19 protein-coding genes and 1 other annotated feature are annotated in these 21,317 nt (G+C 50.5%); of the genes, 4 read left to right on the top strand and 15 right to left on the bottom strand.

The genetic code is table 11. From position 1 onward, the window contains the following. Positions 1-646: 646 nt before the first annotated feature. Positions 647-1,573, bottom strand: a complete 927-nt coding sequence (gene lepB, locus E2980_RS00405) for a signal peptidase I (RefSeq protein WP_135150154.1) — start codon at positions 1,571-1,573, stop codon at positions 647-649. A 2-nt stretch (positions 1,574-1,575) separates the two neighbouring features. Further along, positions 1,576-2,082: a hypothetical protein gene (locus E2980_RS00400; protein WP_167746923.1), complete on the bottom strand. Its 507-nt coding sequence runs from the start codon at positions 2,080-2,082 to the stop codon at positions 1,576-1,578. A gap of 187 nt (positions 2,083-2,269) precedes the next feature. Between E2980_RS00400 and E2980_RS00395 the strand changes: the two genes are divergently transcribed. From E2980_RS00395 to E2980_RS00385, 3 genes are read left to right on the top strand one after another with little or no spacing between them, the layout of a single operon-like run. Next, on the top strand, positions 2,270-3,085 hold the full coding sequence (locus E2980_RS00395) for an ABC transporter ATP-binding protein (RefSeq protein WP_240702782.1): 816 nt from the start codon (positions 2,270-2,272) through the stop codon (positions 3,083-3,085). After that, the gene (locus E2980_RS00390; protein WP_135150151.1) at positions 3,082-3,885 is read left to right on the top strand and encodes an ABC transporter permease; all 804 of its coding nucleotides are present in this window, start codon (positions 3,082-3,084) and stop codon (positions 3,883-3,885) included. The genes E2980_RS00395 and E2980_RS00390 overlap by 4 nt, the downstream gene beginning before the upstream one ends. Positions 3,886-3,937: 52 nt before the next feature. After that, positions 3,938-4,675: an ABC transporter permease gene (locus E2980_RS00385; protein WP_135150427.1), complete on the top strand. Its 738-nt coding sequence runs from the start codon at positions 3,938-3,940 to the stop codon at positions 4,673-4,675. On the opposite strand, the gene E2980_RS00380 is transcribed toward E2980_RS00385, so the two are convergent. From E2980_RS00380 to hemE, 9 genes are all read right to left on the bottom strand, one after another. After that, positions 4,661-5,599: an aminoglycoside phosphotransferase family protein gene (locus E2980_RS00380; RefSeq protein ID WP_135150150.1), complete on the bottom strand. Its 939-nt coding sequence runs from the start codon at positions 5,597-5,599 to the stop codon at positions 4,661-4,663. The genes E2980_RS00385 and E2980_RS00380 overlap by 15 nt on opposite strands. A 355-nt stretch (positions 5,600-5,954) precedes the next feature. Next, positions 5,955-6,986 (bottom strand): alpha/beta fold hydrolase, encoded by a 1,032-nt coding sequence (locus tag E2980_RS00375; protein ID WP_135150149.1) that lies wholly within the window; start codon positions 6,984-6,986, stop codon positions 5,955-5,957. Positions 6,987-7,263: 277 nt separating this feature from the next. Then, positions 7,264-8,994 (bottom strand): proline--tRNA ligase, encoded by a 1,731-nt coding sequence (locus tag E2980_RS00370; protein WP_135150148.1) that lies wholly within the window; start codon positions 8,992-8,994, stop codon positions 7,264-7,266. A gap of 328 nt (positions 8,995-9,322) precedes the next feature. Next, positions 9,323-9,838, bottom strand: coding sequence for a molybdopterin-guanine dinucleotide biosynthesis protein B (gene mobB, locus E2980_RS00365; protein ID WP_240702781.1), 516 nt, complete (start codon positions 9,836-9,838; stop codon positions 9,323-9,325). 18 nt (positions 9,839-9,856) lie between these two features. Beyond that, positions 9,857-11,113 carry a molybdopterin molybdotransferase MoeA gene (locus E2980_RS00360; RefSeq protein WP_135150146.1) on the bottom strand — a complete coding sequence of 419 codons (1,257 nt, stop codon included), beginning with the start codon at positions 11,111-11,113 and terminating at the stop codon, positions 9,857-9,859. 14 nt (positions 11,114-11,127) lie between these two features. Next, positions 11,128-11,742, bottom strand: coding sequence for a molybdenum cofactor guanylyltransferase (gene mobA, locus E2980_RS00355; protein ID WP_135150145.1), 615 nt, complete (start codon positions 11,740-11,742; stop codon positions 11,128-11,130). Between the two features lie 20 nt (positions 11,743-11,762). Continuing rightward, positions 11,763-13,268 (bottom strand): protoporphyrinogen oxidase, encoded by a 1,506-nt coding sequence (gene hemG / locus E2980_RS00350; protein ID WP_135150144.1) that lies wholly within the window; start codon positions 13,266-13,268, stop codon positions 11,763-11,765. Then, complete coding sequence (hemH, locus tag E2980_RS00345) at positions 13,268-14,212, bottom strand: ferrochelatase (RefSeq protein WP_135150143.1); 945 nt, start codon at positions 14,210-14,212, stop codon at positions 13,268-13,270. Before hemH ends, hemG begins: the two co-directional genes overlap by 1 nt. Then, positions 14,209-15,267: a uroporphyrinogen decarboxylase gene (gene hemE / locus E2980_RS00340; protein WP_135150142.1), complete on the bottom strand. Its 1,059-nt coding sequence runs from the start codon at positions 15,265-15,267 to the stop codon at positions 14,209-14,211. Before hemE ends, hemH begins: the two co-directional genes overlap by 4 nt. Before the next feature lie 185 nt (positions 15,268-15,452). On the opposite strand from hemE, the gene E2980_RS00335 reads away from it, so the two are divergent. Further along, positions 15,453-16,661, top strand: coding sequence for an MFS transporter (locus E2980_RS00335; protein WP_135150141.1), 1,209 nt, complete (start codon positions 15,453-15,455; stop codon positions 16,659-16,661). A gap of 60 nt (positions 16,662-16,721) precedes the next feature. On the opposite strand, the gene tyrS is transcribed toward E2980_RS00335, so the two are convergent. From tyrS to E2980_RS00310, 4 genes are all read right to left on the bottom strand, one after another. Further along, the gene (gene tyrS, locus E2980_RS00330) at positions 16,722-18,008 is read right to left on the bottom strand and encodes a tyrosine--tRNA ligase (RefSeq protein ID WP_135150140.1); all 1,287 of its coding nucleotides are present in this window, start codon (positions 18,006-18,008) and stop codon (positions 16,722-16,724) included. Between the two features lie 49 nt (positions 18,009-18,057). Next, positions 18,058-18,290: a binding site (T-box leader), on the bottom strand. Positions 18,291-18,376: 86 nt separating this feature from the next. Beyond that, a complete protein-coding gene (locus E2980_RS00320; RefSeq protein ID WP_135150138.1) occupies positions 18,377-19,333 on the bottom strand; it encodes an ABC transporter ATP-binding protein in 957 nt (318 codons plus the stop codon). Further along, a complete protein-coding gene (locus E2980_RS00315; protein ID WP_135150137.1) occupies positions 19,330-20,346 on the bottom strand; it encodes an ABC transporter ATP-binding protein in 1,017 nt (338 codons plus the stop codon). Before E2980_RS00315 ends, E2980_RS00320 begins: the two co-directional genes overlap by 4 nt. Before the next feature lie 33 nt (positions 20,347-20,379). Next, entirely contained in the window at positions 20,380-21,276 is an 897-nt protein-coding gene (locus tag E2980_RS00310) for an ABC transporter permease (protein ID WP_135150426.1), read from the bottom strand. Positions 21,277-21,317: the final 41 nt, after the last annotated feature.

The raw sequence follows: 21,317 nt of genomic DNA, 5'->3' as shown, positions 1-21,317 counted from the left end.
AGGTGTAATCTGGTTGTTGCGAGTAGCGGAAAGTTGCCGCTCCCTTCATTATAAAGAGGGCTTCGAGCGGCTATAAGATGTTATTCCGATTATGGGGGGATAAAAATGGACAGTGGTTTTTGAAAGGAGAGGTTCAGGAGGTTCGGGAGCTAAGGCGGCAGTACGCGGGTATAAGTCTCTCCAGCCGCTTCCTGTAAACCCTTTGCCTGATGGATAAATGCAGAAAAGGTGGCAAAGGGTTTACAGAGGCGGACGCTCCGCTCTTCCGAGACCTATACCCGCTTCCTGCCTCTAGCTCCCGCCATTTTTCCATTGCAAAAACCTTCTGGGGGAAGGGGGACGCAGGTAGGGCGCCTGCTGCCCTTTGCTTCGTGGCATGGTTAAGACCGTACGAGTGGCGAGGTAAGGACCGCTTAGCGGCAGGTTTTGCCGTTAAGACCACGCAAGTGGCGAGGTAAGGACCGCGTAGCGGCAGGTTTTGCCGTTAAGCCCCCGCAAGTGGCGGGCAACGGACCGCATAGCGGCAGGTTTTGCCGTTAAGCAAGAGTTGGTGAATCCATTATTAATAAAAGAAGCTGCTCAAAAGTTATCCACTTTTGAGACAGCTCTGCCATTTATTTATTAAGGTGATTATTACGGTTTATTTCTAGCTCACTGGATTGGAAGCTGAATTTTGCTGCGTTGTTCCATCGGGATTAATGCTAAAGTTCCATACATCGCCGTCTTCACCCTTATAAAAGTACGAATACATAAAGGTTTTGTCTTTTTTCCAGATGATGAACAATTGGTATCGCAAAGTACCCTTTTGAATTTCCTCGAAAGCCACTTCGTTTAAGTTCCTCGGCTTACCATCCGCCTTCTTGGATTCATACATCCATACATCGCTGTTATCGACATGCTGCGAATAATTGTCATTGCCAAGCATAGCTCTGACTTCGAGATCAGACATACCGATTCTTGCATTATTTTTGATAAAATCCAAATCGTAGTTCAGTTTTTTGTTATACCCGACGACTTTTCCCAGAATCTCCTCTTTACTAAACGCGGTACCCGTTGTTTGGCTATCATTGAACCCTCTCCAATGCACGTCCGCTAATATGAAATATTCGTTTTCGTGTAACGTCAACGGTTCATCCATCGAATCATTGTTTTTAGAAGAGCTGTCATCCCCATAGAACGTATCCAGTTTATTTCCGTCGATATAGACTTGGCCTTTTTCGATGTTCACCGATTCTCCTGGTAGCCCGACGACTCTTGCCATATCCGTGTTTTGATTGTTGTTGTTCTTTGTCTTGAATAAGACGATATCCCCACGGGAAACTTCGTTGCTTGCATAGAAACTCATATCAACCACCACGTTGCTTCCTAGCCCGAACGGGTGGTATCCGGCGTAACCGACATCCGATAACATGCCGTCCGTTTCAACTTTCACCAAGCTTAAGGATGGGGTGAGGATGTTCATTTGTTTTATTTTCTTCTCCGTTACCGTATCAGTGATCGTTGTATCCGCGCAACCATTCATCGTCATAACGGAAATAATGAGGAACGAAAAAATGATTGTCATTCGTTTCATCGTTAATCGTAACCTCCTTCAGCCTCGGGCAATTCCTTATACTCTGGCTTCTTCTTTACGATGTCGAGAATAAATTGGCGTAATTGTTTTAACTTCTCGGCATTTTCGGTCATTTCGCAAGCTTCATCGGACCAGTCGAACATTACTGCTTGTGCGTTCAATTGAACTTTCCAAAAGTCTTCAGAATACGGGGTTTTGTAACAATTCGATCGGGCTACTAGTTTTAAGTCCCTTAAAATATCGATTTCGCGCATTTGGTTATAAATATCGGTCATCTCCTTCTCGGAAAGCCGAATCGTTGCCTTCGCTGTGCCATTAACAACAAGGTCCTTCGTAACCGTGGAATCGAAGGTGTTTACTTCGTTTTTGCTGGTAATGCCGAAGCGCACGGAAAAGTTAAAATCGTCCGGCATTTTTTCCGGCATCGTATTCACGTTGTCCGGATGGTCACAGCCTACGAGAACTATCGTTAAGCTCAATAAGATTGCAAATATTCGAAGCCTCTTCATATCCTCCATCTCCTTCACTTAAAAGACGCTTTATAAGGAAATAAGTTCCATGTTTAACTGATAAAAGTGCAGCTGGTTTTACCTCAAACTGATTTATGAGAGGTTTCACTTTTCTATTGACACCGTTTCCAAGCGAATGGTAAGATCTTCTTCCTTTCGCTTTTATTCCATACAGGAGGACAAACATTTGATAACGGTTAGCGGAATTTGCAAGAGCTTCAAGGTGGCGAAAAGAACTTCAGGGGTGGGTAACGCGGTTAAAGCGTTATTTCGCAGGGAGTATTCGGAAGTGGCAGCGTTAAATGATATTTCCTTCTCGATAGCGCCCGGGGAAATCGTCGGTTACATCGGTCCGAACGGCGCGGGAAAGTCTACTACGATTAAAGTAATGAGCGGCATTCTCGTTCCGGATCAAGGAACGTGCACGATCATGGGGTATACGCCATGGCTGGACCGCGTCGCTTACGTGAAGAACATCGGCGTCGTGTTCGGGCAGCGATCCCAGCTCTGGTGGGACGTTCCGGTCATTGATTCCTTCGATCTCCTACGGGACATTTACAACGTACCGGAAGCCGAGTACCGGAGCAATCTTAAGCTGCTTGCGGAAACGTTGGACTTGGAAGACATTATCCGAACGCCGGTGCGCCAGTTGAGCCTCGGACAGCGCATGCGCTGCGAGATCGCGGCCTCTCTCCTTCACAACCCCAGCATATTGTTCCTCGACGAGCCGACGATCGGACTCGATGCCGTCTCCAAAATCGCGGTCAGGCAATTCATTACGCGAATCAACAAGGAAAAAGGCGTGACCGTCATCCTGACCACGCACGATATGAATGATATCGAAGCGCTCGCCCAAAGGATCCTGCTGATCGGCAAAGGAAGCTTGCTGTATGATGGAGATCTGACTACGCTGCGCGAGAGATACGTGGAGGATTCCCAATCCGATTCACCTTCCATAGAAGATATCATCGTACGGATGTACAAGGAGTACCAAATCACATGAAGGCCTATCTGTCCGTGTTCCGATTGCGCCTAGCCAATGGCCTACAGTATCGTTCCGCCGCGCTCGCCGGCATCGCTACGCAGTTTTTCTGGGGCTTCATCATTATCATGGTATTCGAAGCTTTCTATAACCAATCGCCCGTAACCCCTCCCATTTCGTTATCCCAGCTAATCACTTACGTATGGCTTCAACAAGCATTCCTCGCCTTCATTATGCTCTGGTTCCGCGACAACGAGCTGTTCCAGCTCATCACGTCCGGCAACATCGCTTACGAGCTTTGCCGTCCGAGCGGCATATACGGCTTCTGGTATGCCAAGCTGCTCGCGCAACGTCTCGCAAGCGCCGCGCTTAGGTGTTTACCGATTCTCATCGTCGCCGTGTTCTTGCCGCAGCCCTATCGTTTATCGGTACCCGTTGATATGGCCACCGCGGTACTGTTCATCATCGCTCTTCTTCTTGGACTTTTTATCCTCGTCGCCATATCCATGCTTATCTATATTTCTACCTTTGTTACGATGTCCGCTGCCGGTTCCCTGCTCATGTTCGGAGTCATTGGCGAATTTCTGGCGGGCATGGTCATCCCGATTCCGCTTATGCCTTCTTGGCTTCAGTCGATCGTAAACGTACTGCCCTTCCGATTAACGGCGGATTTCCCTTTTCGCGTATACTCGGGGCACATTCCAAAGTGGGAAGCTTTAGAGATTATCCCGCTTCAGCTCCTATGGCTGGCCGCGTTGGTTGCCATAGGCAAATACGCGATGGGTAAAGCCCTTCGAAGAGTCGTCGTACAAGGAGGATGAGTCCTAAGTGAAATTGTTCGGCAGATACTTGCTTATATTATTCAAATCCCAGATGCAATACCGCACGTCATTCTGGCTGTTATCGTTCGGTCAATTCTTCATCCCCTTCTCCGTCTTCGCGGGTCTTTATTTCCTATTCGAGCGATTCGGGCAAATCAAAGGATGGGATTTCTTCGAGGTGGCACTTAGCTTCGGCGTTATTCATATGGCTTTCGCCATTAGCGAATGCTTCGTCCGCGGTTTCGATATGTTCTCAAGCCTCGTAGCGAATGGAGAATTCGATCGGCTTCTCGTGCGTCCTCGAAGCACCGTCCTCCAAGTGCTCGGCTCCAAATTCGAGTTCACGCGCATCGGCAGGCTGTTGCAAAGCTCACTCGTATTGGCTTGGGCCGTAAGTCAGATTCATGTGGATTGGACAATCGCGAAATCTCTTACCTTAATCTTCATGATCGTAAGCGGCGTGTTTATTTTCTCCGGTATCTTTATTTTGACGGCTACGATGTGCTTCTGGACGATACAAGGGCTGGAAATCGCCAACATTTTCACCGACGGTGGAAGGGAGATGGCGCAATACCCGTTGAACATCTACCAGAAATGGGTCACTCGCTTCTTCACGTACGTAATCCCTTTCGGCTGCGTTAATTACTTGCCTCTCCTATACATCCTGGGCAGAACCGAAGGAAACTCTTTTCTCTACATGCTAACGCCTCTAGCGGGATGCGCGTTCATCATCCCATGCTTGCTTTTATGGCGGTTCGGCGTAAGGCATTACCGGTCAACGGGGTCGTAGCGCATTATCCGTAAGCGCTGAATCATCCAGCAGCTTTTCCATGTCGGCCAACAAATCCGGTATCCATGCTTCCGAGCCCGGAATCGCGTCCGTGCCTCCGTAAACGAGCCATTTGATGGTACGGATTAACCAACATATGCCTCCTATCTTCAATTGCCAAGCCAGTTGATCTCTGCTTGATTCTTCTTTCCAAAACTCCGTTATATATGCATCCATGATTTCATTATCTGTCAGGCCGCAGAACGAGCTTGCTTCCTTTGCTAAGCAATATAAATCTCCAAGGTGGGGGCTTAAATAGGCGTTCGACCAATCGATGATTAAAATACGCTCTCCTTGAACGAGGAGATTTTTCGCATGAAAATCATGGTGAACGAGGGTTAAAGGTTGTTCCCGGTAAAGCCGTTCCAACTGTTCCGGGAACCACTCTCTAGTGCGTTGAATAATGGGATTATCGGATAATGCTTTGCTAGCGAGCAACTCTTCGAGCTGAGCAAGAAAATCAGCAGAGGTTACCGAATAGTAGTTCCGGATATCCATTGGAATTTCATCGCGCTCCAATGATGCCGCAGCTGTCTTCCTCATCCTCGCGAGCTCCTTGGCCGCTTCAATAAAATACCGGGCGAAGGGCTGCTGCTCTAAGTCCTTCTCGCCGGCATCCTCCATCACGATAAACCCACCGCTGAAATCTTTATGGCAATCGTAGATTTGCGGGGACCGGATTTGAAGCGGCTTGAGCAATTGCAAATAAATGTCCATCTCTCTGGCCATCTCATTGCCGCCCCACTTCGCAATCCGCGAATTGCCCGTTGCGAAGGTCATTCGATACACCTCGGACAACGACCATTTCCGTAACAGCTGCCATCCGATTACTTCTTCGAAATCTGGGAATCTACCGCGAAAGCTCAACATTTTTTCTGGAATCATCGTCCTTCAACGCTCCTCATCTTTACCGGAATTAATAAAATTGTTACACGAAAAGGAAGAAAGAAATAGACTTATTCTTTCCGGTCATTTATGATGTTGAATAAGGTCTTTATTGAATATCGGACTCCCTGAAACGTTAAAAACCATCGCCACGGGCGATGGTTTTTTGCATTTTGAATGGTAATATTCCCTACTTCAGCAACCCAATCTCGATACAATTGTTCACGGAAAAACGCTTGGTTTCTGACTTGAATCGGATTTCGGATAACTCATTAACCCGTAAATCAGGTTATCGTTCTTGATGAACGAAAAAAAGCAGTGCATGGCTTAGACTTGCCATGCACTGCTTTTTTTGTTACTGGAAAAACTCATTAAACAGTTTAATGGTTTCCTGCGGTTTCTGCTCTGCGATCCAGTGTCCTGCTCCATCCAGTTTCACCGATTTTACATCAGTCGCATATTGACGCAAATGTGCATCAAGATTAGTAAATGTGGCATCAAAGCCGGCAATACCGAGTACTGGCATGGATAGTTTTGGATAAGTTTTCAAATCTTCAATATCTTGCCTGAATGTTTTATACCACCCGTTACTTGCGCGAATGGCATCGGGACTTGAATAGGCCGCATAGTAGACTTCTTTGACCTCTTTGGTCATTGCAGGCTTGCCATAGGCCAAATAGTCAAACAGCCAATCTTGATAAATACGCATTCCGTTTCCTTGCAGTAATTTCTCCGGCAACTCTGGAACCGAGTTGAGCCCAAACCACCAAGGGTAAATAGGATGGTCTTTAACGCTTGTATCGTATACTCCCGGTGGCGGCAAGAGAGGGATTGTCAGATAGCGATCAGATGGATGAGCAACGTCCAACAAAGCTAGTTTTTTCGTAGCTTGAGGGTAATTGGCTGCATAAGCATAAGCAACAAATGCCCCAATGTCATGTCCTGCCATATTCACTTTGGAATAGCCAAGCTCTTTGACCAAGGCATAGACATCCGACGCCATTGTCTTCTTGTCATAGCCTGATGCAGGCTTGTCAGAGCTGCCCATTCCACGATATTCAACGACATAAACATGATATTTCTTTGCTAGTTCCGGCATAATTTTGTGATACGCATACCATGTTTGCGGCCAGCCTGGAAGAAGGAATAGCGGTTCACCCTTACCCCCTTCAATATAGTGAAGCTTGACTCCATTTACCGTTTTGTATGCGTTTTTGAATCCTGGAAGTGTTTTGACGAGTTCCTTATCAGAATAAGCTTTGTTTATGGATGGATCATTATTCTGATTGTTGTTTGTTGTGAAAGCTGTAATAAGAGCGGACACAAGCGCTACCAACAGAAAAAATGCGCTAAATTTGGCATACTTTCTCGTTGTTCCTTTTAACATAATAAATCCTCCATTAAAAATATTTTGGTTGTTACAACATAAAACCTAGTTCCCCCCCAATTACAACGACATTACAATTCCCCTTTGCAAGATAAGGTATGCATGAGTTCAGATACCAACTCGGAGCAACCCTCCTTTTCCTTACACATGGATTTTAACAAGAAACGAACGAATGCAAACCTATGGGAAGTCATGTATTTACAAAAGAAAAAGCACAACTTTTGAACGCTTAAGCATGAAAAATTTCATGCCTTATGCCAAAAGTCATGCCTCATGATTAAAGGAGATGGCTAACCGTCTTGTCAATCCAGTCCTTAACTTTAACATAAACATCCTCGATCTTCACCGTTTCATTCTCGTCATGCTCGCGTTGCTTCAGCTCGACTAAGCCTTGGTTAGCTAGTTTGCCGATGACGATTCGAACAGGGATCCCCATCAGGTCGGAATCCTTGAATTTCACTCCGGCCCTCTCTTGACGATCATCCATTAACGCCTCTATTCCGGAATGCCGGAATCGCTCGTATAGCCGTTCGGCGATTTCCGCTTGTAAGGGATCATTAGTCGAAATAGGAATGATGTGAACATGGAAAGGCGCGATGGATGTTGGCCACTTGATCCCTTCCTCGTCATGATTCTGTTCGACGATTGCGGATAATAGCCGCGATACCCCTATTCCGTAACAGCCCATGATCATGCTCTTCGATTGACCTTCTTGATCCAAGTAAGAAGCGTTTAGTATCTTGCTATACTTCGTTCCAAGCTTGAACACATGACCGATCTCAATTCCTTTGAACAATTGGATGGATCCGTTGGCGCATCTAGGACAAGAATCTCCTTCAACGATATTACGGAAGTCTCCGATATGCGCGATCGAGAAATCCCTGCCGGGACGAATATGGCGAACGTGATGATCCCTTCGGTTAGCTCCGGCAATCCAATCGTCTTGATTAGCAATCGAATAATCGACTAATAACGTAACGGAGAGACCTGCAGGTCCGGCGAAGCCCGATGGAGCTCCGGTTACCCGTTCGACGGTGTCGGCATCCGCGATGACTACCGTCTCTGCGTGCATATAATTTTTGATTTTGATCTCGTTGACTTCATGGTCGCCCCGGACCAATACGGCCACGACCTTATCATCAACCTGATAAATCATCGTTTTCATCAATCGTGATCTTTCAAGATTCAAGGATTGAACCAACTGATCAATGGTTCGAAGATCCGGAGTGTGGAATTCCTCTGGCATTGGGCACGATGCCGACGAATTGTCGAAAGCAGTCAAAGCCGATCCTGCTTCCGCCATTTCTACGTTCGCGGCGTAATCGCATTCCGAGCAACATACGACCGTATCTTCGCCGACATCGGCTAACGCCATAAATTCATGCGTTCCGCCTTCGCCTCCTATCGATCCGGCATCCGCCTCCACAGCCCGATAATTCAATCCGCAACGATCAAAAATACGCCGATAAGCCTCGAACATATTTCTATAGCTTCGGTCTAACCCTTCCCAATCCGCATCGAACGAATAAGCATCCTTCATCAAAAACTCTCTGCTCCGCAGCAAACCATATCGCGGACGTCGTTCATCCCGGAATTTGGTTTGGATTTGATACAAGGTAAAGGATAGTTTGCGATAGCTGTTGATCTCGTTACGGACTAGCGTCGTCACCACTTCCTCATGCGTAGGTCCGAGCGCGAACTCCCTCTCGTGACGATCTTGCAAACGGATGAGCTCAGGTCCATACACCGAATAGCGTCCGGATTCTTTCCACAGCTCAATCGGCTGCATAGCCGGCATTAGCAATTCCTGAGCGCCGGCCTGGTCCATTTCTTCCCGAATGATCTGCTCTAACTTGCGCAGAACGCGCCATCCCAATGGCAAATACGCATATACTCCTGCCGCTAGTTGTCTGATGTATCCGGCTTTGAGCAACAATTGATGGCTGATAGCTTCGGCATCCGATGGCGCTTCTCGAAAAGTTAAGGCAAATAATGTACTTTGTCGCATCCGTTCGACGACCTCCTCGTATGATCTTCGATCTTGATTGCACAAAAAAACACATTCGCCAGGGACGAATGTGTTCGTGTTACCACCCTAAATTCGAATGTCATGAAATCATGGCATTCCTCGATCGGATAACGGGAATTCCCGGCAGCGGATACTTGAATTTCACCGCCGCGGCTCGCAAGGTGGGGAGTAAACCATACTGTTGCGAAACCTCGCATCCAAGGGTTTCTTCTCTGGAACAACAAGTATCGAATCTCATATCCTCGGTCAAAGCCTGTGTGTATGAAAGTATGGAATAGATTTCAGTAAATTTACATCACTCGACGCTTTATGTCAAGCCTAAATGCGGGAGTAGATATTGGAACAGCGGCGCGAAGGAGTGAATATCCGGCTGAAGAAAGATAGGGATATGGCAAGCTTCCGCTTCCGTCTCGATTAGTAAATTCGGCTCCCGATAACAGGCGGCAATAACGTTTGGAAGGTTCAACAGCATACAATCCTCTTCGCTTCGGAGAAGGACGATTTTCGGATACGGGGCCGATTTGAAGCCTTCGACGATCAAATAATCGAGGGAATGGGATTCCATTCGGGACACCAATTCATCGACAGGGGTCGTTTGCTCCTGAATCCATGCCGTGCGTGAAGGCGAAGTGATTGCGGTAACGTGCGCGCCGGCTTGCCGGTGCTGCCACGTGTCTTTGCCGGGAACATCCGGTTCGAAATCATGGGCGTCATGCTTCAGGGTGCCGACTCGATATCCTTCGGCGGCGAGCATTCGGACAAGCTCGCAGGTTAACGTTGTTTTCCCTGCATTTTTGAACCCGACGATTTGTATGATATGCACGATTCTCCGCCTCCACCGCTACAATTTCCAAGCCGTAACCATTTGCCCCATCTCCAAGCTTTTCTTTAACGGGGGAATTTCGATAAGGCAATCTGCTCCGATGATCGTGGTCATAAGGCTTGATTTATCATCGCCTGTAGGGGTTACCCATACGGTTCCTTCCCGCAGCTCGGTTCGAGCCCGGATATATCTTCGATAAGCGTTTATTTTAGGAAACTCCGTACCAAGGTAGGCCTGAAAGCTTAGCATCGCAGGCTGAGCCTCCAGCTGCATCGCTTTAAGCGCGGGAACGACGAATAGATGAAAGCCAACGAAACATGCGCCCGGGTTACCGGAAAGCGCGACGATTAGCTTATGATTGAGGATTGCTGCCGTTGTCGGACTTCCGGGTCGCATGGCGATCTTATTGAATAACAGCTCTACGTCGGGAGCGGCAAGCACATCCACCATCACATCGTAGTCGCCAACGGATACGCCGCCTGAAGTAAGCAGCAGATCGCAGTCATGCAACCCTTGTCTAACAAGCGTTTGAGCCGCGTTAGCATCATCCGGGACTTTGCCGAGCATGATGGGCTCCGCGCCGCATTCCCTAACCATGGCAGCTAGCATGGGAGCATTGCTGTTACGGATTTTGGCTGGAGCAAGCGGCTGATCTACTTCGAGCAGCTCGCTGCCTGTTGACAGAATGGCGACTCGCGGACGCCGTATGACCGAGACTTGCGCATAACCGCATGAAGCAAGCAAAGCCGACTCGCCCGAGCCTATCAAATGGCCGGGCGGGAGCAGCATAGCCCCTTCCTTGATCTCGCAACCGACGTCCGCAATGTTTAGCCCGGACTTTACGCTTTTGCCGATTTGGACGAAGAGCTGCCCGTCCCTGGTCTCCGTCGCCGTCATCTCCAGCATCACGACGGCATCCGCGCCTTCCGGCACCATGCCGCCGGTCATGATCCGGGTCGCTTGTCCCGATTCGACCGGCAGCTTGGGTTCTACACCGCTTGGCACCGACTCCACTACGGCTAACGTGACGGGAGTGTCCGGGGCGGCTTGCAGCAAATCCGACGCAAGCACTGCGTAACCGTCCATTCCGGAACGGCGAAACGGGGGAAACGGATGAGGAGAGACTAGAGCCTCTCCTAACCGCCTGCCCCAGGCTTCCGCTAACGGAACGCATTCCGTGGAAAGGGAACTTACTCTTTCCAGAATAAGCTTCAACGCTTCTTCCGGCTGCAGGGCCGTCCGTCTAAACCTATCGGTTCTGTCCAAAGGCTGCATCAAGAGTAGCTCCTTTATTTTTCCTCTGAAAATAAGAAATTTGCTTTCTCGTGTTGCTCCGGGGTATCGACGTCATGGTTAAAAACTAATGAAATTCCACGCTCGATAAACTCCCCTTCCTCTATTCCGCACCAATGAAAATGATCCAGCAGAGCAAGGAATTTGCGTTCGCCAGCTTTAAGCAGCTTTTCCGCGATAATCCCCGTTTCCTTCCGGTAAATGGCATGCAGCGGCTGCGGTCTGCCTTCCATGAGGGGAATTGCCGCTTGGAATGCCCCACCGTCCAAACGGGTTTGAAGATACTCGGCAGCCGCAGCATCCGGGAAGGGCTGATCGCAGCCCAATACCCAGACGTTCGACCGGGTTGCCGCCGAAACTCCCGCATGGAACCCCGCTAATGGACCTTCGCCTTCGTAAACATCGCGAACGATTCTTATATCGATATATTGTTTAAGCTGCGAATTGTAATGCTCGTCGTTCGACACGACTATAATTTCGTCCGTCCATTCTCTGACTACTCTAATCTGGCGCTCGATGAACCTCTCGTTTCCTAGCGAGAGAAAGGCCTTATTTACGCCGCCCATGCGCTGTCCCTGGCCACCGGCCAAAATAACCGCGGTCCTATCCATGGCGCCATCTCCCTCCGATTTCACCTAGCCAGAATCGTTTCGGCAGCCTGCTTTCCTTGAGCTACGCAGTCCGGGAGGCCTACCCCGCCGAATGCCGCGCCAGTCACGACGACCCCCGGGAGCTGCGTGATCAAATTCTCGCGCAATGCGGCAATCGCATCTAAGTGCCCAACCGGATACTGAGGCATGGAATGACGAAGCCTTGTTATCTCGACGAATTCGGGAGTTGCCGTAAGTCCCGTAAGATCATGCAAATCGCGTTGCACGACCGCGGAGAGAATAACATCGTTTAGCTCGACACCCTTCTCGTCCCCTGCCCGACCGACGTAGCAGCGAATTAGGCGCTTGCCTTCGGGTGCGGTATGCAGCCACTTGGATGAAGTCCAAGTACTCGCCGTAATGTGTCTGTGCTCTCCTCTTGGCACGAGAAAACCGGAACCATCAAGGTCTTGATTGAAGCCGGCTTCATCGTAGGCAAGGACGACGTTGGCCACCGAGACATAGCGAACGTTCGTGAGCGCGGAAACGTCGACATGAGGCGCTAGCAGCCCTGCCGTCTCATAGGCTGGCAGCGTGATCAGCACCTCGTCGGCATCAAACGTCGTATCGCCATCCATTCGAAGCCGGTAAGCATTCCGACTAGATTTACTTTCACCGGGAACAAGCTCCAAAGCTTCGACTTGCTCATCAAAACTAATCTTCGCCCCTTCTGTGATTAAGCTCGACTCCAGCGCCTCGATTACAGTAGACAAACCGTTGCGGAACGTCATAAATACGGAAGAAGGCAACTCGCTTGAATCATGTACCGGAACAAGGCTTGCCGAAGCATCCATTGCGGCCGCGCTCGCTTGCTCTGTCTTCCCTATTGCTTCGGAAGCGGCTCTTTGCGCTTCCCTCGTACCGGCGATCAGACTGCCGTGTTCCCGAACCATTTGCTTGAACTGCGGGAAGGTTGATTGAAGCCCCAGTCGGTACAGGTCTCCCGCATGGATGCCCGCAAGCAGCGGCTCGAATATCCGCTCTACCATTTCCCTGCCCATCCGGCGTTCTAGGAATTCCCCGACCGGTTCATCGCCCCGGTCTTCGCCCGATGGAATGTTCAAATCCTCCAAGGCCCGAAGTTTACCCTCCTCGGATACTAGCTCCGTCTTCATAAATTTCTCCGGATCGGAAGGGATACCCAGCGTGAGTCCTTCCGGCATCGGATGGAGCTTACCGTCCAATGCGATATACGTTTTCTTGGCTTTCGGGTTAGTTCCGGTCAGCTCCCCCTCTATTCCTAACTCGCGAGCCAGCTCGATCATGGGAAGCTTCCGCGCGAGGAACGAATCGGGACCCCTTTCGATGACGAAGCCATCGCGGCGCAGCGTATTGATCTTACCGCCAAGCCTATTCGAACCTTCCAATACCGTAACCTCTATCACTTCTCCGCGTTGCTTAGCGAGCTTCAGCAAATAAAAGGCGGCGCTAAGGCCGGTAATACCGCCGCCTAGCACCGCCACTCGGCGAATGTTCCCCGTTGCCATCAGTTCGCCCTCCCGTTGGCCATTCCGATAACCGAATCGGCCAATGCGGCCATGTACTGCGGATCATCGTTCAGCATGCGAATCCGTTCCAGCCGGATGCCGCGCTCCTCCGCGAACTTCCGTGCTTCGATGTCGATATCGTACAGCACCTCAAGATGATCCGATACGAATCCGACCGGCGCTGCGAGAACGGACTTTACGCCCTCGTCGCTTAATCGTCCCAGCGTCTCCAGAATATCGGGTCCTAACCAAGGCTGTCCGGTTTGTCCGGCGCTTTGCCAAGTAAACTGCCAATTCTCCACTCCCGCCGCCTCGGCAACCGCATGGGAAGTAGCCAGAAGCTGGTCGGCATACGGATCGTTCATCTCCAGAACTTTAGCAGGCAAGCTGTGAGCGCTGAACAACACTAACGTATCCGAACGCTTTTCGCCGAATCGGTCTAATCCCTCTATCACCCGTCGGCTCAGCGCATCAATCAGCTCCGGATGCAAATGATATTCTTGCACGTCCATTAGCGTTATGCCATGTTTAGCCGCTTCCTCTTGCGCCCTCTTCATGTAACCGCCAACGCTCATTGCGGAATACTGGGGAGTAAGCACGATACCAATGGCTTCCTCTATCCCGTCCGCTGCCATCGCCGCAACGCCGTCTTCGATATAAGGCGCGGCATGTTTCAGGCCTTGATAACAAACGTAGGCTCCATAGCCTGCCCGTTCATCGAGCGTCCGTTGCAGGGCTGCCGCTTGACCGTTCGTATTCTCGCGTAATGGAAAGACGCCGCCCACGATGGAACGGTATCTCCTCGTAAGATCTTCTAATTGCTGGGCCGAAGGCGGATTTCCTCTGCGGATGTGCGTATAATACGCTTCAACGCCATCCAGGCTCTCTGGTGTTCCGTAGGACATGACCAGTACGCCTATGGCTTTGCTTTCCGCACGGCTCATGCGTTCACCCCTGAAGCGGCTATACGCTCCTCGCTGTACGCGTGGACGTATTCCGTTAGGTCCCTTAATTTTTCCAAGGAGGCTTCCGGGAACAATCCATGACCCAAGTTAAAAATAAAACCGGGTTCTTTCATTCCTTCGTCAAGCAGGCGACGCGCATGTTCGTGAATGACGTCCGATGGGGCTGTCAGCACGTAAGGATCGAGATTTCCTTGAATAGCGAACTTGCCCCCGATCCGGCGTCTGCCTTCCGTCAGAGGTACTCGCCAATCTAATCCGATGACATTAACCTGCAAATCCGTCAGATGAGGCAGCAATTCTCCTGAGCTTACTCCGGGAAAATAGATTTTCGGCGTATCCAAATCCGATAGGCTGGCAAAAATGCTCTCCACGTGGGGGAGCACGAATTCCTTGAAGTCATGAGGGGCTAGCGATCCTACCCAACTATCGAATAATTGAACGGCTTTGGCTCCCGATTGAATATGGGCGCGCAAATAAGTAGCGGCCATATCCGCCAGCTTCCCCATCAGGCTATGCCAAATCTTCGGCTCGCTGTACATGAGCGTCTTCGTCCGGATGTAGGATTTGGTTGGACGTCCCTCGATAATATAGCTTGCAAGGGTAAAAGGTGCTCCCGCGAACGTGATTAGCGGTACCTTCAGCTCGCGATCTAGTATCTTGATCGTTTCCAGCACGTGCGAGAGATCCCGTTCCACGTCGATCGGCTTAAGGCGGTCAACATCGCCAGCGTTTCGGACGGGATTATGGATGACGGGTCCGATATCTTTCACGATATCGAAGTCGATACCGATCGAGGCGACCGGATTCATGATGTCGGAATAAAGAATAGCGGCATCCACTCCGAGCTTGTGTACCGGCATTAGGGAAACCTCCGCCGCAAGCTCCGGCTGTTTGCAAATTTCAAGCAGCGTGTACTTTTCTTTTATTTTGCGGTAATCGGGATCGTAACGTCCGGCTTGGCGCATATACCACACGGGTACCCGTTCTACTTGCTCTCCGCGACAGGCTCGCAAAAAAACGTCGTTATTAATCATTTAGGTTGCCTCTTTTATGTATCGTATTAGCATTCTTTGCTTTCATTATGCCCCTTTTGGACCGTCCGAACAACCTCATCCTCCCACAGGAGTATGACAATAGTTTGACAATGCTGTCATTAGGAGCGTATTCAGCCTATGATATACTTACCATACATACAGAACGGTAGGGAAAGGAGCACCCGATGCAACGCTGGAAAGTGAATTTGGCCGTATTGATGATCGGAAATTTCTTGGTTATGGCAGGCATGACGATGATCATCCCTTTCCTCTCTTTATATTTGCAGCAGGATCTGGGCTTAACCGACGAGCATCAGATAGGCATATGGGCGGGTTTTATTTTCGCGGCCAACTTTATTACCGCATTTCTGTTCCAACCGATATGGGGAAAGCTGTCAGACAAGTATGGGCGGAAAATGATGCTTCTGCGCTCCGGCTTCGGGATGGCGATCGTCATGGTGTTAATGGGTTTTGCGACGGCTCCATGGCACTTGCTGGCGTTGAGGATGCTTAACGGGGTCATCTCCGGCTTCACTCCCGCGGCCATCACCCTTGTATCGGCAACGACGCCGAAGGACCGAATGGGTTTCGCCATGGGCACTTTACAATCCGGCGGTACGGCGGGGACGATTCTCGGACCGTTTATCGGAGGATTGCTCGCGGACAGCTTCGGGTTCCGTCCCATCTTCTACATAACGGGTGCGCTGTTGTTCCTCGCGTCCGCGATTTCCTGGGTAATGGTTCACGAGAGCTTCGATCGTACCGCAGCAGCGATGAAGCGGCAGGTTAGCGTGTTTAAGGGCTTCAAGGACTTAATGGTCATCCGTCAGCTCCCGGTCCTGCTTACGATTACTTTCTTGATTCAGTTCGCGATGTTAAGCCCTATGCCGCTGATTCCTCTCTATGTGCAGAAGCTGCACGGAACGACCGAGAATCTGGCCTTCTATGCAGGCTTCGTCGGGTCGGTTACCGGCATCTCCAATATGGTCTGCGCGCCGTTGCTCGGCCGTTTAAGCGACCGGATCGGTCCTTCGCGGATCCTGCTCGTCTCGCTGGCAGGCGCGGGAATTATGCTCATCCCGCAAGCCTTCGCCGAATCGGTCGGTCAGCTGCTTGCGTTCCGCTTCCTGCTCGGTTGCTTTTTGGGAGGGTTGATCCCAACCGTCAATTCGCTCATTCGCAAGAATACGCCGGACGGGATGGAAAGCCGTTCGTTCGGCTTTAACAGCAGCGCCCTTAGCCTCGGAAATATGATGGGACCGATAGTCGGAGGCGCACTTTCCGGTTTCTTCGGCATCGAGGGGTTATTCATCTTGTCTGGCGCTTTATTGATCATGACCTGCGTGTGGGCGACCGGAGCATTGCGGGCTAGACAATCCTCGAAACAAGCATAAACGGCAGTCCGGAGCATGGATATCCTCAAGCCCCGGGCTGCCGTTTTTTTAGATGCATGCCTATTCGAATTTGACTAAGAAGTAGTTTTTCTTCCCGCGGCGAAGCACGACGTATTTACCATGAAGCCGTTGTTGCTTCGTGATTACCGCATCGACGGAGGTATTCCTCTCGCCGTTCACGTATACCGCTCCACTCTCGATATCCTGTCTCGCTTGGCGCTTGGAAGGGGCCGCTTGGGCCGTGATCAGAAGGTCCATCAAGGGGACTTCCTCTCCGTTAACGACAGTCGTCGGCATGTCCTGCAGCGCTTCGACAAGCTCAGCTTCGTTCAACTGGGTAACATCTCCCGAGAATAATGCTTGCGTAATCTTCTCGGCGCTTTCGACGGCCTCCTGACCGTGCACGAGGCGAGTCACTTCGCGTGCCAACTCGCGCTGCGCGGCTCTCTTCTCCGGTCGTTCGTTAAGCTCCGCCTCCAACTCGGCGATTTGCTCCCGGTCCAGGAACGTGAAGTATTTCAGGAACTTGATTACATCGTTGTCGTCCGTATTGATCCAGAATTGATAGAAGGCATATACCGAAGTCTTATTGCGATCCAACCAGACGGCGCCGGATTCTGATTTGCCGAATTTCTTTCCGTCGCTTTTCGTCACCAGAGGGAAGGTCATCCCGTGGGCGTTACCTCCGCCCATTTTGCCGATGAGGTCGAGACCTGCAGTAATGTTGCCCCATTGGTCGCTGCCCCCGATCTGCAACGTACAGCCGTGATCCGCGAGCAATTTGTAGAAGTCGTACGATTGCAGGATCATGTAGCTGAATTCCGTGAAGGAGATTCCGTTAGCGAGCCGTGAGTCGACCGAATCCTTCGCAAGCATGTAATTGACCGTAAAATGCTTGCCGATATCGCGCAGGAAGGTGATGATATCCAGCGGCGCGATCCAATCGTAGTTGCTAACAAGCTTGGCGCCGGCCGCCTCGGAATTGAAATCCAGGAAACGGGTTAGTTGTCCCTTCAGCCTTCCCGTCCATTCCGCCACCGTATCTGCCGTGTTCAAGGAGCGTTCGGTCGAACGACCGCTCGGGTCGCCGATCAGGCCCGTGCCTCCGCCGACCAACGCGATCGGGTTATGGCCCGCCTTCTGGAAGTGGCGAAGTATAAGCACCGGAAGCAGATGCCCGATGTGAAGGCTGTCCGCCGTAGGATCGAACCCGCAGTATAACACTACCCTTTCCTTGCCCAGCTTCTCTTGCAAAGCTTCCCGGTTGGTCGTTTGGTGAATCAATCCTCTGTATTCCAAATCCTCTAATAAATCGAAAGACGGGTTAGGCGTCGCTTGCTCAGTCATCGTAATCTCTCCTTCATTTTAGGATCAAAAAAGACCCGCCCTGTCCATAGACAGGGACGAGTCATCGCGGTACCACCCTAAATTGAAAACGCGCCAAGCGCATTCTCCACTCTTGCCGGATATCGGCCGACGGCCGTCTTGACCTTCCGCTCGGTGCAGCGCGGTTTCGGTTCAAGAAGCTCCGGGACGTAATTCGCGTTTGCTCGTGTACCGGCTTGCATCGGCCGCCGGCTTTCTGGAACACGGGATACGAACGCTACTGATTCCCTTCTTCGCATCTATTCGTTTGAATTACTTTATAACATTTTGGCTCCCCATGTCAATGGGGAGCTTTCTGTTGTTCGCCAGTATGGTTTTTTGCGTTTCGATTAAGCGTAATGACAGGAAGCGAAGTGACCTGGACGGACTTCGCGGAATTCCGGCACATCCGATTTGCATTTCTCCGTCGCCGCAGGGCAGCGGGTACGAAACGGGCAACCGCTTGGCGGATTGACCGGGCTAGGCAAGTCGCCTTTCAGAACGATGCGCTCTTTGCCTGCCTCCACTTCGGGATCCGGAACTGGGATCGCAGAGAGTAGCGCCTTTGTGTAAGGATGCTGCGGATTGGCATACAGATCCTCACTTCGCGCCATCTCGACGATTTTGCCTAAGTACATGACGGCGACGCGGTCGCTCATGTACTTAACCATCGAAAGGTCATGCGCAACGAATAAATAAGTGAGGTCCATCTTCTTCTGTAGCTCAATGAGCAGATTGATGATTTGCGCTTGAATCGATACGTCTAGCGCTGAGATCGGCTCGTCGCATACGATGAATTGCGGATTGACCGCAAGCGCGCGCGTGATGCCTATCCGTTGACGCTGCCCGCCGGAAAATTCATGCGGATAACGTGAGGCATGCTCGGCATTCAAGCCGACCAATTCAAGTAGCTCTTCCACACGGCGTTTTCTTTCCGATTTGCTTCCGGCCAATCCGTGAATATCGAGCGCTTCTCCAATAATGTCCAAAATGGTCATGCGCGGATTCAATGAAGCGTACGGATCCTGAAAAACCATCTGCATTTTGCTGCGTTGGGCTTTCAGCTTCGATTTCGATAATTTCGTGATGTCCGTTCCGTCGACCAGGACGTTGCCCGCGGTTGGTTCGTATAAACGGATTAACGTTCGGCCGGCCGTCGACTTGCCGCATCCCGATTCTCCGACGAGACCTAACGTTTCGCCTTTCTGAATCGAGAAGCTGAGATTGTTAACGGCTTTTAGTATTTTATTATTGCCGATATCGAAGAATTTGCTTAATCCTCGAACTTCAATAAACGGTTTGCTCATGCGCTTGCCTCCTTGCCGGCATCCGAACCTTGCTCTTTCGCGTAAGGATGCTGCAACCAGCAACGTACCGATTGCGTGTCGCTGATCTTCGTCTGTTCCGGAATTTCCGTTTCGCAAATGCGCATCGCCGAATCGCAACGGCTGCAAAATCCGCAGCCTTGCGGCGGCTTGATAAGATCGGGCGGCGTACCGAAAATCGGAATAAGCGGCTCATCCTTCGCTTGATCCAAACGCGGCAAAGATTTCAGCAACCCTTTCGTGTACGGATGCTGCGGGTTACTGAATATCTCATGTTTCGTACCCGTCTCTACGATCTGTCCGGCGTACATGACGATTACTCGGTCACAAATGTCCGCTACGATGCCCAAATCGTGCGTGATCAAAATAATCGAGGTTTTCGTTTTCTCTTGGAGATCTTTCATTAAAGTCAAAATTTGAGCTTGAATTGTCACATCGAGAGCGGTCGTCGGTTCGTCCGCGATGAGTAGGGCGGGTGTACAAGCGAGCGCGATCGCGATCATGACCCGTTGACGCATGCCCCCGGAAAATTGGTGCGGGTATTGATTGATGCGCGTTTCGGGATTTGGAATGCCGACCAACGTCAACAACTCAAGGACGCGTTCATTGGCCTTCGCGCCGCTTAAGCTCTGATGCTGAATCAAACCCTCCATAATCTGTTTGCCGACCGTCATCGTCGGATTCAACGAGGTCATCGGATCTTGGAAGATCATCCCGATTTTGTTGCCACGTACTTTTTGCATCTCTTTCTCGGACAAGCTCATCAAGTCCTGGCCATCGAGAAACACTTTCCCCTTTTTGATTTTTCCGGGAGGCGTCTGAATGAGTCGCATGATCGTTTGGGCCGTAACGCTTTTGCCCGAGCCGGATTCACCGACGATCGCGACGGCTTCCCCTTCCTTAACGTCAAAGCTGACATCCCTGACCGCCTGAACCTCGCCTCCGTATACGGCAAACGATACGCTTAAGTTTTGAACGTCTAGAATCGATTTCATTAAGGTCATGACCTCCTTTCAGCGTCTTTCTATTTAGGTTTTCAGCTTCGGATCGAACGCATCCCGCAATCCGTCACCGAACACATTAAAGGCGAACATCGTCAAGCTTAAGAAGAACGCAGGGAACAGCAAACGCCATGGATAAATGGTCATCGATTTAACCCCATCGTTGATCATAGTCCCCCAAGAGGCCACAGGCGATTGAACGCCGAGCCCGAGGAAGCTAAGGAACGCTTCCGTGAAAATCGCGCTAGGCACAGTAAGCGTCAGCGTAACGAGAATCGGACCCATAGCGTTCGGTATCAGATGCCGGAATATAATACGCATCGAGCCTGCGCCAAGCGCTTTGGATGCCAGCGCGTATTCTTGGTTTTTCAATTGCATCATCTGGCCTCTGACGATCCAGGCCATGTTGATCCAACCGGTAATCGACATCGCGACAATAATGGTCGTTAAACTCGGTTCCATAACCACGAGCAGAAGAATAACAACGAGCAAATACGGAATCGCGTAAAGAATCTCGGCGAAGCGGTTCATGAATTCGTCCACTTTTCCGCCGTAATATCCCATGATGCCTCCGTAAATGATACCGAAGAACAAATCAATCAAACCGGCAACGATCCCTACGAACAACGACACTTGAGCGCCTTTCCATGTTCTTGCGAACAAATCACGGCCCAAATCATCCGTACCGAACCAGTGCTCCTTGCTAGGCGCTTGATTCGTATTGCTCAGATCGTTCGTGAAATGATCGTAGGACGAAAAAATAGGTGCAAAAATGGCGAATAAGACGACAACGACCATGATCCATAAGCCCGTCATGGCCAGTTTGTTACTAAGCAGACGAAGACGTATATCTTGCCAAGCGGTTAGTCTTGGCCTTTCGATTTTTTCCGATTGTTTGGAGTCGCGGTTAACGGGCGTAAACATGTCTGGACGAATCGCGCCCGATTTGGATTCGGATTGCACGG

It is taken from the genome of Cohnella luojiensis, from assembly GCF_004564235.1.
GTDB lineage: Bacteria > Bacillota > Bacilli > Paenibacillales > Paenibacillaceae > Cohnella > Cohnella luojiensis.
This window is presented reverse-complemented; position numbering and strand designations above follow the sequence as displayed.